At 43.7% G+C, this 15384-nt stretch carries 11 protein-coding genes; 4 read left to right on the plus strand and 7 right to left on the minus strand.

Going from position 1 to position 15384, the window contains the following annotated elements; genetic code table 11:
• Positions 1–156: 156 nt before the first annotated feature.
• From LAJ61_RS02855 to LAJ61_RS02875, 5 genes are all read right to left on the minus strand, one after another.
• Positions 157–663 carry a hypothetical protein gene (locus LAJ61_RS02855; RefSeq protein WP_224054389.1) on the minus strand — a complete coding sequence of 169 codons (507 nt, stop codon included), beginning with the start codon at positions 661–663 and terminating at the stop codon, positions 157–159.
• Between the two features lie 18 nt (positions 664–681).
• Positions 682–999 carry a hypothetical protein gene (locus LAJ61_RS02860; RefSeq protein WP_224054390.1) on the minus strand — a complete coding sequence of 106 codons (318 nt, stop codon included), beginning with the start codon at positions 997–999 and terminating at the stop codon, positions 682–684.
• 15 nt (positions 1000–1014) lie between these two features.
• Positions 1015–2580, minus strand: a complete 1566-nt coding sequence (locus LAJ61_RS02865) for an Rne/Rng family ribonuclease (RefSeq protein ID WP_188874905.1) — start codon at positions 2578–2580, stop codon at positions 1015–1017.
• A gap of 90 nt (positions 2581–2670) precedes the next feature.
• A complete protein-coding gene (locus tag LAJ61_RS02870) occupies positions 2671–3318 on the minus strand; it encodes an HAD family hydrolase (RefSeq protein ID WP_224054391.1) in 648 nt (215 codons plus the stop codon).
• Positions 3311–4408 (minus strand): RluA family pseudouridine synthase, encoded by a 1098-nt coding sequence (locus LAJ61_RS02875; RefSeq protein ID WP_224054392.1) that lies wholly within the window; start codon positions 4406–4408, stop codon positions 3311–3313. Before LAJ61_RS02875 ends, LAJ61_RS02870 begins: the two co-directional genes overlap by 8 nt.
• Positions 4409–5253: 845 nt before the next feature.
• Between LAJ61_RS02875 and LAJ61_RS02880 the strand changes: the two genes are divergently transcribed.
• Positions 5254–9036 (plus strand): Rne/Rng family ribonuclease, encoded by a 3783-nt coding sequence (locus tag LAJ61_RS02880; protein ID WP_224054393.1) that lies wholly within the window; start codon positions 5254–5256, stop codon positions 9034–9036.
• Between the two features lie 105 nt (positions 9037–9141).
• Here LAJ61_RS02880 and LAJ61_RS02885 read toward each other — a convergent pair whose 3' ends face one another.
• Positions 9142–10059, minus strand: a complete 918-nt coding sequence (locus tag LAJ61_RS02885) for a DUF808 domain-containing protein (protein ID WP_224054394.1) — start codon at positions 10057–10059, stop codon at positions 9142–9144.
• Between the two features lie 400 nt (positions 10060–10459).
• Between LAJ61_RS02885 and LAJ61_RS02890 the strand changes: the two genes are divergently transcribed.
• The 3 genes from LAJ61_RS02890 to LAJ61_RS02900 all read left to right on the plus strand — a co-directional run bounded on the left by LAJ61_RS02890 (position 10460) and on the right by LAJ61_RS02900 (position 14227).
• Positions 10460–11302 carry a DsbC family protein gene (locus tag LAJ61_RS02890; protein WP_224054395.1) on the plus strand — a complete coding sequence of 281 codons (843 nt, stop codon included), beginning with the start codon at positions 10460–10462 and terminating at the stop codon, positions 11300–11302.
• Positions 11303–11475: 173 nt separating this feature from the next.
• Entirely contained in the window at positions 11476–12813 is a 1338-nt protein-coding gene (locus LAJ61_RS02895; protein ID WP_224054396.1) for a homoserine dehydrogenase, read from the plus strand.
• A 235-nt stretch (positions 12814–13048) separates the two neighbouring features.
• The gene (locus tag LAJ61_RS02900) at positions 13049–14227 is read left to right on the plus strand and encodes a thiolase family protein (protein WP_224054397.1); all 1179 of its coding nucleotides are present in this window, start codon (positions 13049–13051) and stop codon (positions 14225–14227) included.
• An 86-nt stretch (positions 14228–14313) separates the two neighbouring features.
• Here the strand turns inward: LAJ61_RS02900 and LAJ61_RS02905 are convergent, their stop codons facing one another.
• The gene (locus LAJ61_RS02905; protein ID WP_224054398.1) at positions 14314–14955 is read right to left on the minus strand and encodes a DUF1294 domain-containing protein; all 642 of its coding nucleotides are present in this window, start codon (positions 14953–14955) and stop codon (positions 14314–14316) included.
• Between the last annotated feature and the right edge of the window lie 429 nt (positions 14956–15384).

A 15384-nucleotide genomic window follows, 5' to 3' on the forward strand; every position in this document is an offset into this window, starting at 1 on the left:
CTGTCTTCTTTAATTTCGTGTCGCAATCAATGGAGCGACTGTATTAAAGGGCTTATTCTTTTATGAACTGACGAATCATCTTCGTCGCCCTGCAATAAGTTAAGTGGGCTGTATTATACTGATTTTTTGAATATTTGCAATAAGTATTTTAATTTCTTAAAAACTTGCATCTATTTTCAAATCGAATTCAGGGTATTTTTTCATCAATCCATAAACAGTTTGTAATAGAGTAGGACATTTCTTTTCATCATAATTTGCATTAGATTTTAATTCTTCAAGTTTATCATTTGGTATGATACTAAAACTCAAATCCACCCAATAATTTTCACAATTCTCCGCACTAAATATGAAATTGCTAAAATAGTAATACTCTGTATAAATAGTATCATCCCTTCTTCTATATTTAATTCTTCTCTCTTTCTTGAAGTCCAATAGTGTTTTTTCATTTTCGCTCCAAAACTTTATACTTTGATACAATTTTCCATATGCTTTGTGTATGTTTAGATGGTCAAATGACTTTCCTTTAACTCTTAGTGTGACTGAAGAAATCTGAATATTTTTTTCAATGCAATCGGTAAGTGTGTGTGTTAAAAAAAACTCTCTCCAAATTCTCTGTTTTTCAAATTTTTCAAAAGGATTATTTTGCTCTAGAAATGTAGTCATTATAACTGCTCCACAAAATTAAAAATCAATTTCTTCTTCAAATGATAGTTTAAATATCCATTGTACATTTTTGCCAGACCTAGATGAATTGCAAATGATTGTGACAATTTTGCTTTCATCTTCTACATTCTGAAAAATATAGTCTGAACCACGATAAATATCTATTTGTTTATCATTTTTTTCAGTATATTTATTATCTTGAGAAATCAACTTCCATTTATCTGAATTTTGAAACCTGTCTTTAAGTTTTTTGCCCTCTATACTAACTGGAAGTAACCCGTAGTTTTTACCTTTCCATGCATCATTAAATCTAAGAATATTCTTTTCCTCTAACATTTTATCCTCAACTTCTCAATCCAACAAAATATCATATTGTTCTTGATTAAAACGGTTATCACTCTCCAAGTTAATCGGACGACCCAGCAAATATTCCATCTCTGCCACCGTATCCGCTTCAATGGTTTCAAGCAAATCAATCACGCCGCTATTTGCGACCACGGTAAATTTCTTAGGGGCGTTGTAGGTTCTGGCACAGCGCATCAATTCACGGAAAATCTCCAGACACACGGTTTCGGCACTTTTGACAAAGCCTTTACCGCCACAGGTTGGACACGGCTCACAAAGCTGTTGTTGTAAGCTCTCTCGCGTGCGCTTGCGAGTCATCTCGATGAGCCCAAGCGCTGAGACTTCGCTGATGTTGGTTTTGGCATAATCGCGCTTTAATTGTTCTTGCAGGCTTGCTAGCACTTCATCGCGGTGTTGTTGCTCTTGCATATCGATAAAGTCAAGAATGATAATCCCGCCCAAATTACGCAGTCGCAGCTGACGGGCGATGGCGTGGGTGGCCTCTAAATTGGTTTTATACACCGTATCTTCAAGAGAACGCCCTCCGACAAATGAGCCTGTATTGACATCAATGGTGGTCATGGCTTCGGTTTGGTCGATGATAAGATAACCGCCTGATTTGAGATTAACACGGCGATTGAGCGCGTCTTTTAAATCATCTTCAACGCGGTGAACATCAAATAACGCCTGCTCGCCTTCATACAATTGAATACGTGGATAAATGAGTGGCACAAATTCTTTGGCAAAATGACGAATAGCATCAAACACTCGGGCGTTATCGACCGTCACCCTTTCAGTCTGCTCACCAATCAAATCTCGAATCGCGCGCAAAGGTAGCGACAAATCTTGATAAATCAGCTCAAAACGGCGATGTGTCGGCGTTTGTTCACGGCGGGCTTGTACCATCCGCCAAAGCTGCAGTAGATAGTAAATATCTTCTTCAAGTTTGGATTGTGGGATATTTTCGGCAGCGGTACGGGCAATCAATCCGCCTTGTAGATTGACTTGGTGCATCAGCTCGCCAAGCTGTGTTTTTAACCGCTCTCGCTCATCGCCATCAATCCGCTGTGAAATCCCGATATGTTCACCATACGGCAAGTACACCAAATAACGCGAAGGCAATGACACATCCGTCGTCAGTCGTGCGCCTTTACTGCCTAACTGGTCCTTAATCACTTGCACCAAGATACGCTGTCCTTCATACAAGCGGTTTTCTATCAACTCGCTAGGCGGTGGCTGATAGGTGGTTGTGGTCATCGCAAGCGTAGTGGTGTCAGGGTCTAAGGTGTTGTCAATCGCGGGGTTTTGCGGTTTGGGCGGTTCAATAGCTGAGAGCTTAGGACGCAGGGTCTGCATATCATTGACGTGCAAAAACGCGGTACGCGATTGCCCAATATCGATAAATGCCGCCTGCATGCCTGGCAGTACGCGCACCACTGTGCCAAGGTAGATATTGCCCACTGAGCCAAGTTTGCTATGGCGCTCAATAAAGATTTCGTTCAGTATCCCATCTTCGAGCACGGCGACTCGGCTCTCAGATGGACTGATGTTGATGAGTAGTTCTTCGGTCATTATTAACAGCTTTTTAAAATTTTTAGTTGCCGTTATTCTACTCGAAGTTTGGGGGTTTAACAAAAAAACTCGGTAACTAATTTCAAAGGGTTACAGCATAGTTTTATGCAATTCACTCACTGAATTAACTAACATTGCGGGATTTTCATTCACCAAAACGTCGGCTTTTTCACAGCCGTAACTCACTGCTATGCTGTCCATGTTGATATTATTTGCCATACGGATGTCATGAATACTATCACCAATAAAAACAGCGTCTTCAATTCTTGTACCTGTTTCTACCAAGATTTGCTCAAGCATTAAGGGATTGGGCTTACCTGCGGTTTCGTCAGCGGTTTTGGTGAGCGTAAAAAACGCTTGAATCCCAGAATTGGGTAGCACGCGCTGCAGCCCTTTTCGCTTTTTCCCTGTGGCAATGGCTAAGGTTTTGCCTTGCGCGTGTAAATCTTGAATCAATTCTTTAATACCATCAAACAGTTTGTCGTTGTCGCAATGCTTGACATAATACTCAGAGTAAGTGGCTAAAAGTTCATCATATTTATCGCTGTCGTTGGGAAACAGGATGGGAAACGCATCCACCAATGCAATGCCAATAATGGATTTTGTGGCTTCATCGGTGACGGTTAAACCGTGCTTTTCAGCCGCATAGCGCATGGCATCGACGATTAAGCCAACCGAATCCATCAGCGTGCCATCCCAGTCAAAAATGATTAGCGATTTGTTTTTCATGTTAATCATGTTGATTCTCTATCAAATTTTGCATATCGACTGGCAATTCGGCTGTAATCGTTTCATATTCCGGAATAGCAAGCTGATAAGCATGCAAGCACAAACGGCGCACGCTTTTATCGCCTTTAGCCACATTCGGATTATATTTATCATCACCCAATAATGGATGCCCGATACTCGCCAAATGCACCCGAATTTGGTGGGTACGCCCTGTCAGCGGCTTGGCTTCAATTAAGCTGACTTTTTGACCATTTAACTCGAATTTTTGCAACACGTTAATTTGGGTTTGACTTGGCTTGCTGTCTTCGGATTTTACATCTACTTTGACACGGCGTTCACCGCTTTTGCCTTCTTGTGTGGCAGGCAACGTGTATTTTAGTAGCGGTTTATCAATGGTTTGTGTTTCGCTACTTATCCAACCTGCGACCAAACACAGATAGGTTTTTTGCAAGGTTTTTTCTCGCAAATGCTCTTGTAAAGTTTTAAGGGTTGAGCGTTTTTTGGCAATCATCAGTAAGCCAGAGGTATCTTTGTCAATGCGGTGTACCAACTCAAGGTATTTTTTACCCGTTGCTTCTCGCATGGCTTCAATCACGCCAAAACTCTCGCCACTGCCGCCATGCACTGCCATACCTGACGGTTTATTGAGCACGATTAAACCATCATCTTCATACACAATGCGCTCAAGCAAGCTTTGGGCAAAGTCAGGGCTAATCACGGGTTTTTCACGCGTGGCAAGCTTGATGGGTGCAATGCGCACCACGTCATTACGCTGCAGTTTATCGTGAGGTTTACAGCGTTTGCCATTGACACGGATTTCATCGGAACGAATCATGTTATAGACGTGTGAGCGCGGCAGTCCTTTAAGACGACCCAACAAAAAGTTATCCACACGTTGGTCATGCTGCTGGCGCGTGACGGTCAAGTAATTGACTTTAGCAAAATCTAAAATATCGTCATCTGCAGACTGCGGTTGTTTGCTCGGCGGTTGTTTGCTCGGCGTGCGTTTGGGGTGTTGATGAGCCGATTGTTGCGATGGAGTGTCGCGTTTTTTGTTAGGATGGGCAGGACGTTTGGGAGACTGCGAGTGCTCTGTCATATTTTGATAGCCGTTTACATAAAAATTTGCTATAGTTTAGCAGTTTAGTGCCTGTGCCGCTATGAATTCGCGCCATCAATTCGACTTAAACCCTGTTAAGCTTCATTTTAAAGTAGTGTATGCAGGATAATTAAACTGTCGCTTTTGCTGTCGCCCATACCGCCGAAATTTATTCATGGCGGTATGACTCACGATAGGGCGCACTAAACTGCCAATATTTATAGATTTTAAGACTGATTTTAATCAATATCAGCACACGACATACGAGTAACGAAGATAATTGTCATTTGAAAACATGTTCAAATAGTTTGTAAAGATTAGTGATATATAGAGATAACAGATAAATGGTGGGTTTTGTGCCTTACAACCACAAAACTGCTGGTAACGATTAGCGTATTATGCGCCTAGGTAAATGAACTCAGTAGTTGCGATTTTGAGATAAACGTTTACGGTTTTGGACGATTTATTATTTTAAATTGCCCACGCCTTTGTAAAACCTAACTTATCAGGCTTGCCATTTAAAGCGAAAACTAACGCTAACACTTTTTGACCAATAGGGAAAAAGGGTTTATTCATTTGTCCTAAAACAGACATTGTTTTGGGCAACAACCCCAATCCAGCATGATGGCTGTATTTACCTAACAGGCTTACAACCTCGCTATGGCAATAATCCAACTTAATCATGCAATTTTTGGTGAACAACAAACATTGTTATCAAGCCGCCTACGCTTGGTATCAGCGAGTCTAGTCAAGACTGTTTGACGTTGTTTCATCTAATATTTGATAGTAATGTTTGATAGCAACATATCTACGCTCGTATGTTTTGTGTGTTTAGGAGAAAACACATGAAACGCATCCTCATCAATGCTACCCACGCCGAAGAAATCCGTGTTGCCCTGTGCAATGGCAATCACTTGTATGATTTCGATTTAGAAAACCGTACCCGCGAGCAAAAAAAAGCCAATATTTATAAAGGTCATGTGACCCGTGTCGAGCCATCGCTTGAAGCGGTATTTGTGGAATACGGTTCGCAACGTCAAGGTTTTTTACCGATTCGTGAAATCGCCCCAGAGTATCTAGCAGGCGACCCTCGCTCTACCAATAACATCAAACAACTGATTAAAGAAGGCGATGAGCTCATCGTGCAAGTGGAAAAAGAAGAACGCGGTAATAAAGGCGCGGCGTTATCTACTTTGATTTCATTGGCAGGTCGTTATTTGGTATTGATGCCCAACAACGCGCGTGGCGGCGGCATCTCTCGCCAAATCTCTGGCAAGCTGCGCGATGAGATGAAGCAAGCGCTAAGTGAGCTAAGACTACCTAAAGGCATGAGCGTTATCATCCGTACCGCAGGGATTGGTAAAACCACGGATGAATTACAACAAGACCTTGACCATTTATTAAACATCTGGAAAGGCATCCAACAACAAAGCCAAAAATTCCCCTCACCTCGCCTGTTGCACCAAGAAGCGGGCGTCGTCACCCGTGCCGTACGCGACTACCTGCGTGATGATATCGCGGAAATTTGGGTCGACAATGAATACGCCTATAATGAAGCGGCGAATTTTATTGAAGCGGTGATGCCGCAGCAAGCAAATAAACTGCGCAAATACACTGACTATGAGCCGATGTTTGCCCGTTTTGGAATTGAAAAACAAATCGAAACCGCCTACCAACGTGAAGTACGTTTGCCAAGCGGCGGTTCGATTGTGATTGACCAAACTGAAGCCCTGGTATCGATTGATATTAACTCATCAAAAGCCACCAAAGGCGCGGATGTCTCAGAAACGGCGTTTAATACCAATTTAGAAGCGGCAGATGAAATCGCCCGTCAATTACGCTTGCGTGATATGGGTGGTTTGATTGTTATTGACTTTATTGACATGGCAACCGATGACCACCAAAAACAAGTGGAAAATCGTCTCAAAGAAGCCACCAAAAACGACCGCGCGCGTATCCAATTCGCTGAAATTTCACGTTTTGGACTACTGGAAATGAGTCGTCAACGCTTGCGTCCGTCACTTGAAGAAGCGACAGGTTACCTCTGCCCCCGTTGTCATGGTACCGGTATGATTCGTGACTTGCGTTCACTTGCTTTGTCAATCATGCGTCAAATCGAACAACGGGCGCTACAAGAGCGTCATGGCGAAATACAAGCCGAAGTGCCAACTGACATCGCGGCATTTTTACTCAACGAAAAGCGTGAAACGCTGGTGTGTCTTGAGCAAGAAAGTGGCACGCGCATTACCATCTTGCCGCATGCACATCTTGAATCCCCCGAGTTTAATATCACTTATAACAGTGATGGATTTGCGCCATCGAGCTATGAGCGTGTCGCCGAAAGCCAACAATTAGAATATAAAGACCGTGGCTACGATACTAGCAACTGGCACACCGATGACAATGAAGTCAGCCGTGTAGCACCGACAGGTAATCATAATGCTTGGAGCAATGCTAGCAATGCCGCCAACACCACGCCTAGCCCTGTAACGCCATCCAACAAATCTCAGCAAACTACCGACAATACGACTGCCCCCAAAGCTGCCGCGCCAAAGCCGGTGCAGCCGGCCGCCACTGTTCCTGCAACTTCAGCAGTCGCTTGGCTATCGAACTTGTTTGCTCCTACCCAGCAAGCCCAAGTCACCCCACACTTTAGTGGTCAAGATGCCGCTTCTGCGATTGAGAGTCTCGTCAATACCGGCGCGCAAAGCTTGGGTGTGCAAGGTCAAATCAATCACGCCGCATTGACGGCAAGCATCCCTGTAGTGAGCGCAAACACCAGCGAAACTAGCGCCAACCCTTATCAAGAAGCGTCTCAACAACCTTTAGCCACGGCTGAATCAAGCGATAAAGATGCCGAGCGCCGTAAACGTGGTAACCGCAAACCAAAGGCTAAAAAATCAAACCGTTATCAATCTGAAATGAGTGAGGCGGAAGTTTCATCACAGGACACTGACAGCAATAAAGACAAGTCAAACGATGCGTCAAAAACTGCCAAAACTAGTGAGTTGCCAAAACGCGAGCCGAATAGTCGCCGTGACAGCCGCGGGGTCAAAGAACGTCGTGCTACACTAGCGAACGATGATAGTAACGTAGCTGCAGTCAATGATGTGACAGCGACTGATACCGCTGTTGCCCCTGTCGATGGTAGAAAAAACAACCAGTCCAGAGCAGACAAACCGAAAGGCGCAAAACAACGTGACCCCAACAGCGTGCAAGTTCAAGTATTTAAAACTGAACCACAGCAACCTATAGCTGCGGTTGAAACAACGCACCTTTCGCTAGATGCTAGCAAAGGGGAAATTGCAGAACCTGAGGTGCAGCCAATAGCATCGGCTTCGACACCCGAACCCACAACACCAGAACAGGCAATTCAGACGCCAGTTAACCCTAGAAGCGTTACAGTGCCCAATGACGAGGTAGCAGAGCTTTCTACAGCATCCACACCATCTGTGTCATCAGCTGAATCAGCCACTGCACAGCTGACAGTGACACCCAGCCAAGGTCGTGCCAAAAATGACCCACGCGAAGTCTACAAGGCTTATCAAGCGCAATTTAGCCCAGTTGCCTCTGTAGTGACCACTTCGGTTGCAAAAATTTCAGGTACGGTAAGTCAGTTTATTAACCAGTACTTAGATAATGCCGCTGAAAAAATGGCAACCGACAGCGTGGTTAGCTGCTTCATCCAAGCCATCGATGCTTTTAATCATCAAGCTGCTACCACCACTACCCCAGCAAAAGATAATGTCGTAGTGGCTGAACAACAGCGTTTTGGGCAGTACTTTAGAAATTATGGTTATGCCAGTCTATCTGCGCAAAACTTAGATGATTATCATACGGCCATTTTGCCAGCCAATCAGTTCCAACAACAAGCAGGCAAAACTGACGCTGCGCTACCAGCGGTAACTAAACGCGCCATCAATGATCCACGCGGTTCCTTGGTTAATACCGCTGTCGCTCAAGCGCCGACTGACTCAAACCCGTCAGTTACTGAGCCTGCCTCCAATGCAACTGACAGTGGCACAGGTCAATTAGAAGCAGCCTCAACTCAATCAGCGTCGCCTAGCCACAATCACCTGTCATATCAAGCAGGTAGTGTAGGCGCATGGATTGTGGCGCGCTTGGGCGAGCAAGGTCATGCTTTGATTGAGCAAGGTAAATTGGTCGAAGCTTACTTGCAAGCGCACAATGCGCCAGTCTCTGCGACAACAATAGCTGATGATGCTATAGTGAATCAAGACGTTGACTCAGTTCCAACGGCTGATGAACCCGCATTAGACCATAACAGTGGCACCGAAGCGCTTGAACAAACGGACGTAGAAGATAGCGCAGAAGCAGCGGCGCAAAAACGTAAAACCACACCCGTTAGTTATAAGAACATGATTGAAAGTGTGGCAGAACAAATGAAACCGGCAACCGTTGGTATGCTGACTTTGGCAACCCCAAAAGCACCGAAAACCCGTACGCGTAAAGCTAAGGCGAGCGAAAAACCAGCAGCCAAACCCAAAACGCGTACCAGTAAAAAGGTGGAAAATGCCGTGGTTGTCACTAAAAAATCGACGACCACCGCCCAAACTGACGTAGCGCCCTCTCACGAGGAGTCGGTAACGCCGCAGCACAATCAATAATTCAATCGTGTTTGCATGTAGGTATAACAATAAAAAAGCAGTTCAACATGAACTGCTTTTTTATTTTAGCTACAAATTTTAGATACAGTGAATGGGCGGGCTTGTTTAATGGGCCGGCTTGTTACGAATTTTTGAGATGACTGTCATGATCGAAACCACCACCAAACCTGCTACCAAACCAACCAGTGCATTTAATAGGTTAGTGGTTAAGCCTGAAAACGCCCCTGACAAGTCACCTAAATGTTCAATCCCATGATGTAACGCGCCAAAGCCATGTGCCAGAATACCACCACCGACCAAAAACATTGCCAAAGTACCGGCGATTGACAGCACTTTCATCAAAATAGGCGCAAAGGCTAATAAGGCTTTACCTATACTTTGTGCCGCTGATGACGACTTTTGCTGCAAGTGCAGCCCCAAATCATCTATCTTGACAATCATGGCAACAAAGCCATACACACCCACTGTCATGATGAGTGAAATTACTACCAGTGTTATCGCTTTATCTAGTAAAGGCACCGTTGCCGCAATGGTGCCGAGGGAAATCACAATGATTTCAGCCGATAAAATAAAATCCGTCCGCACTGCCCCTTTGATTTTTTCTTTTTCATGCGCCACCAAATCCACACTTTCATCGGCATTGGCTGCTACCCGCTCGGCTTGCTCGGGGTCGTTACTGCCAGAGTGGGGCCAAAATTTGTGCACCACTTTTTCTGCCCCTTCATAACAAAGATATAAACCACCAATCATCAATAACCCGGTCACCAAGGCTTGCGAAATCGCACTAATAATCAAAGCCAGCGGTACCAAAATCGCTTTATTGACTAGAGAACCTTTGGCGACACTCCACACCACAGGCAATTCGCGATCGGCTTTTACCCCTGATACTTGATTGGCGTTGAGTGCCAAATCATCGCCCAACACGCCCGCCGTTTTTTTGGCAGCGACTTTTGTCATCACCGATACATCATCTAGGATGACGCTAATATCGTCGAGTAAGGTTAACAAACTAGCAATTGCCATGATAAATTCCTAAAAAATAGTAAAAGATGAAAAAATAATAATAGTTATTAAACTAGCTGACGATTTGTTAGTTTACAAATTTGTCATTCAAACACAATGTCTAAATTGTATCGCAACTTATCAATAGTTATTCGCTTAAACGTTGAATTTTTTCAATCAACCCAGTTAAGCAAACTTTTTTAAATAAACTTTCAATCAATTGTTAGAACTTGGCTTTGAGCCGATTGCTTTTAGTGGATTGAAAGATTGAGGCAAGCAAAAAGATTGAGACGGGAAAAAATGTGAGCCCCGACCTAGTAGATCTGGTAGATTATTAACAATAAGTTGACAGGGGTAGCACTCATACGCCATAACAATATGGTAAAATAAAAACCTATATTAACGTTCTGTGGGTTTTCTCATGCTCATTCGTTTTGCAACTTATCCTGCTAAAACCTCATTAACCACCCGTTTAATTACCAGTGTCATCGCAGTGGCTGGCATTGTAGGTTTGGCAGGCTGTGATAATGCCCAATCGCGCACACCCGCCAATTCTGAAAGTCAGAAACACGAAGCGACTGGCAGCTCAGCCCCCGTGGCAAAAAATGAATCACAGCTACAGCAAATGCTGGCGGCAAATTTAGCCAAATCAGGCATCACCGCCAAAATCACCTCGGTGACAGCGACCAGTATGCCAAATATCTATTGGGTTAAAGCCGAAGGTTTACCGGCGTTTTTTACCGATGCGACAGGTCAATATGTGGTACAAGGCGATATCATCAAAGTCGGTGGTGCCAAACCTGAGCACATCTCAGCGAACTTGCAAGCGCAAGATGCGAAAGCCAGCCTTGCCACCATCGATAAAAAAGACATGATTATCTTCCCCGCCAAGGGGCAGACGAAAGCAGCAATCTATGTGTTTACCGATGCAGATTGTGGTTATTGCCGTAAATTTCACAGTGAAATTGATGAAGTAAATGCACTGGGTATCGAAGTGCGTTATCTACCTTGGCCACGTAGTGAACAGACCATGCCAATCATGGAAAAAATCTGGTGCAGCAGTGACCGCAAAAAAGCCTTAACCGATGCCAAATTGGGCATGCCTATCAATGCACCGACTTGCAGTAACCCAGTGCGTAAAATTTATGAGTTAGGCGCAAATTTGGGTATCAATGGCACCCCAGCCGTGTTTGACACAGAAGGTCATCAACTTGGCGGTTATGTGCCACCTGCCGAATTGGCACAGGCGCTCAACCTCAAATAAGTCAACCCCTGATGGGATACAAACCAGCTAGTCATCATTAGCTGGTTTTTTTATTTTAATTTTTTTGGGCAATTGGATTTTATACCTTACCAATCACAAGTTAGCATGGTATATTTAGCTAGCCAATTTTTAAACTTTTATTTTTATATTTTTGACATTTGAGAATTTTTTTTATGAATAATCGACCTATTCAATTAGCGATTTTAGGGCTTGGTACTGTGGGTACTGGGGTAGTTGAACTACTACAAAACAACCTTGATGAAATGGCGCGTCGCACAGGACGTGAGATTAAAATTACCCACGTAGGCACGCGTCGCAACCGTACCGATATTCCAACAGACATCAAACAATCTGCCGATTTACTCGATATCATTCAGCAAGATGATGTGGATATTGTGGTGGAATTGATGGGCGGTACGACCACGGCTAAAGAGGTGATTTTAGCGGCAATCGAGCATGGCAAACATATTGTGACTGCCAACAAAGCCTTACTGGCAGAACATGGCAATGAGATTTTTGCCAAGGCGGATGGCAAGGGCGTCAAAGTGGCGTATGAAGCCGCGGTTGCCGGCGGTATTCCGATTATCAAAATCTTACGTGAAGGCTTAGCTGCCAACAAAATCGATTGGCTTGCAGGTATCATCAATGGTACAGGCAACTTTATCATGACTGAAATGCGTGATAAAAAGCGGGACTTTGCAGATGTCCTCGCTGAAGCCCAAGCGCTGGGTTATGCCGAAGCCGATCCGACATTTGACGTCGAAGGGATTGATGCTGCGCATAAATTGACGCTGCTTGCGTCAATTGCGTTTGGTATCCCGCTACAATTTGACAAAGTTTACTGTGAAGGCATTACCAAAATCACCCAGCAAGATGTGCGTTATGCCAACGAGCTTGGCTATCGTATCAAGCATTTAGGGTTTGCCAAACGTCGTATTTTAGACAGTGGCGAAGAAGGCATTGAATTACGTGTACACCCGACTTTGATTCCAAAACAGGTGTTACTTGCCAATGTAAATGGGGTAAAAAATGCCATCATGGTTGACGCAGAGCCTGTCGGACAAACCTTGTATTACGGTTCGGGTGCAGGGGCAGGCGCGACCGCATCCGCTGTGATGGCAGATGTGGTGGACATGGTACGCGCCCTTGCAGAGACCAATGATTCAACCGCCAATTTGGTGCCGCATCTGGCATTCCAGCCTGAGACACTAAATAACACACGCATTTTATCGAGCGATGAAATGATTACAGGCTACTATCTGCGCCTACAAGTCAAAGATGATTTGGGTGTATTAGCAGAAGTTACCCGCATTTTAAGTGAGTCTAAAATTAGTATTGATGCAATTTTGCAACAGCCAGCGCATGATGATACTAGCACTGATTTGCCAGTCATTATTATGGTTGACCCCGTTGTTGAGCGCAATATGAATGAAGCGATTGCCAAAATTGAAGCGTTAGATACCGTGACCGATAAGGTGATACGTATTCGCTTGGATGAGTTAATGCAGTAAAATTTGGGTAGACTTGACTGAGATATTTTACAGTGTTTTCAGTAGTTTAATTTGCATTTTAACTATGATAATATGAAATGTATCGCATTAGCTAAACTTAAAACATCTATTGTGATTGGCATGGTTGCCGTTTACAACCTTGTTTATAGACCCTAGTGATTTATGTTTAGACCCTAGTGATTTATGTCGTAGTTTGCTTGTGACAACAAAAACCATAACTCAAAGGAAATTTAATATGGAAAATTCAGTCGTAATCGTAGATGGCGTTCGCACCCCAATGGGTGGATTCCAAGGTGATTTGAACGAAGTATCAATGCCAGAGCTTGGTGCAACCGTGATTAAAGAAGCCGTCAACCGCGCCGGCGTAAAACCAGAAGAGATTGATGAAGTTATCATGGGTTGTATCTTAACCGCCGGTGCAGGTCAAAGCCCAGCGCGTCAAGCGATGCGTAAAGCAGGTATCCCAGATGCCACAGGCGCAATCAATGTCAACAAACTTTGTGGTTCTGGTATGAAAGCCATTATGCTCGGTGCCAACTCAATTCGTAGCGGCGAATTTGATATCGTGGTAGCAGGTGGTATGGAATCAATGACCAACGCCCCTTATGTGCTACCAAAAGCACGTGGTGGTTATCGCATGGGTGATGGTGAAATCAAAGACACCATGTTCTTAGACGGTCTTAAAGATGCCGATACCGGCAAGTTAATGGGTGTATTTGCTCAAGAAATGGCAGATAAACGGGGTGTCACACGTGAAGCGATGGATGCATTTGCTATCGAATCGCTAAAACGCGCCAACACCGCCATCAATGAAGGTCACTTCAAAAACGAAATCGTTCCAGTCACCGTGAAAACTCGTAAAGGCGATGTGGTCATTGACACGGATGAACAACCCGGTAAAGCCAATGTAGACAAAATCCCAACTTTAAAACCCGCGTTTTCAAAAGATGGTACCGTCACTGCCGCTAACTCAAGCTCAATCTCCGATGGGGCAGCTGCCGTTGTATTGATGTCAGAAGACAAAGCCAAAGAGAAAGGCTTAAAACCACTTGCACGTATCGTTGCCCAAGCCACCCACTCACAACACCCAAGCGAATTTACCATCGCGCCCATTGAGTGTGTGAAAAAAGTTTTAGCAAAAGCTGGCTGGAACAAAGAAGATGTTGATCTTTGGGAAATCAATGAAGCATTCGCCATGGTAACTATGCTTGCTATGCAAGAAAATGACCTTGACCATGCTAAGGTTAATATCGAAGGCGGTGCTTGTGCATTAGGTCATCCCGTGGGAGCATCAGGTGCGCGTATCGTAGTCACACTCATTAACTCACTCAAACGCACAGGCGGCAAAAAAGGCATTGCTAGCTTATGTATCGGTGGCGGTGAAGCCGTTGCATTAGCCATTGAATTAATCTAATTGCCTCATGCAAAAAAAATCCCTAATATAGATTAGGGATTTTTTTTGCTCAACAATCGACCTATAACAATCAATCTATCAAGCAATCATCTGATTTTCATGTTGATATAACTTATGATTGCCAAAGCTAAAAGATTCCCCATCACTGTCAAGTAAAAAGCCCTACGAAATTCTGGCTTGGTTGATTTATGACGCAATAACCAATGGGCAAACGCCGCCCCTACCCATCCCCCAGCAAAAGCTAATTTATGGAGTGACGCTTCTTGCACGCGCCAATCTCCATTTTGCGCCGCTTTTTTATCATGCGCGTATAGCAGATAGGTCGCCAAACTCATCGCAAAATACCAACCTATAATCCATAAGGGTAAGTGCTTAACCACCACAACAGCGGTCAGTAACACAAAAAACAGCACCCCAATAGCCACCCACGTGAGTAATGTTTGATTTTTAAGGTCGTTTTGAGATTGACGAACTTGGCGGGCATTTTGTTGGGCAATTTTTTGTCTAACGAACGTCTCTTGCTGCACGTTAACAGCGCAGGGTTTGCCATCTCTACCTTTCCCTATTTCAAAAACTACCGCTTCATTAAGCACAGGACGTTGGTTCGCACGGTATTCGCTGATATGAAAAAAGATGGCTGGGTCTTGTAAATTATTATCCGTTCGCTCAATAAACCCAAAGCCTTTATCATCTTGCCAACGGGTTATTTTGCCCTGATATTTTTTCATTAAAAATCACCTAGTGCTATGTTTTTATAATGCATTCTTTATAAGGCATTATTGGAGTTTGCGATGGTGGTTTGCCTTATGTGTGGTACCCAAATTTTTTTAATATGTCTTTACTTTATTGCTTAAAAGCCAAATCCTTTTACGCTTGGTTGCAAAAGTTACTTAAGACAACTGCCAATTACACCCATCCAACAAAACTTTATCCAATTCTACTATTTAATAGGCGAGTTTTCGAGTAACCTTGTGTGCATGTCGAGCGATAAAGATTATGAAGTTTTTCATGACTCTAATCATCGGCGAATTCAACAATCCATCAGTGATGAAATATTTAATTTGTTGAATTTTAAAAAATTTATTATAACAATTTTCAGTTAACTATAAAAAATTATCTTATATTTGTTAAATTTTAATTTAACGATTTTAATAAAA

It is taken from the genome of Faucicola osloensis (assembly GCF_020041925.1).
GTDB classification, from domain to species: domain Bacteria; phylum Pseudomonadota; class Gammaproteobacteria; order Pseudomonadales; family Moraxellaceae; genus Faucicola; species Faucicola osloensis_D.

Excerpts from the sequence above, each read along its gene's own strand:
- LAJ61_RS02905 (WP_224054398.1), bottom strand. The coding sequence starts at position 14,955 with ATGAAAAAATATCAGGGCAAAATAACCCGTTGGCAAGATGATAAAGGC.
- LAJ61_RS02900 (WP_224054397.1), top strand. The coding sequence starts at position 13,049 with ATGGAAAATTCAGTCGTAATCGTAGATGGCGTTCGCACCCCAATGGGT.
- LAJ61_RS02865 (WP_188874905.1), bottom strand. The coding sequence starts at position 2,580 with ATGACCGAAGAACTACTCATCAACATCAGTCCATCTGAGAGCCGAGTC.
- LAJ61_RS02875 (WP_224054392.1), bottom strand. The coding sequence starts at position 4,408 with ATGACAGAGCACTCGCAGTCTCCCAAACGTCCTGCCCATCCTAACAAA.
- LAJ61_RS02855 (WP_224054389.1), bottom strand. The coding sequence starts at position 663 with ATGACTACATTTCTAGAGCAAAATAATCCTTTTGAAAAATTTGAAAAA.
- LAJ61_RS02860 (WP_224054390.1), bottom strand. The coding sequence starts at position 999 with ATGTTAGAGGAAAAGAATATTCTTAGATTTAATGATGCATGGAAAGGT.
- LAJ61_RS02895 (WP_224054396.1), top strand. The coding sequence starts at position 11,476 with ATGAATAATCGACCTATTCAATTAGCGATTTTAGGGCTTGGTACTGTG.
- LAJ61_RS02870 (WP_224054391.1), bottom strand. The coding sequence starts at position 3,318 with ATGATTAACATGAAAAACAAATCGCTAATCATTTTTGACTGGGATGGC.
- LAJ61_RS02885 (WP_224054394.1), bottom strand. The coding sequence starts at position 10,059 with ATGGCAATTGCTAGTTTGTTAACCTTACTCGACGATATTAGCGTCATC.
- LAJ61_RS02880 (WP_224054393.1), top strand. The coding sequence starts at position 5,254 with ATGAAACGCATCCTCATCAATGCTACCCACGCCGAAGAAATCCGTGTT.
- LAJ61_RS02890 (WP_224054395.1), top strand. The coding sequence starts at position 10,460 with ATGCTCATTCGTTTTGCAACTTATCCTGCTAAAACCTCATTAACCACC.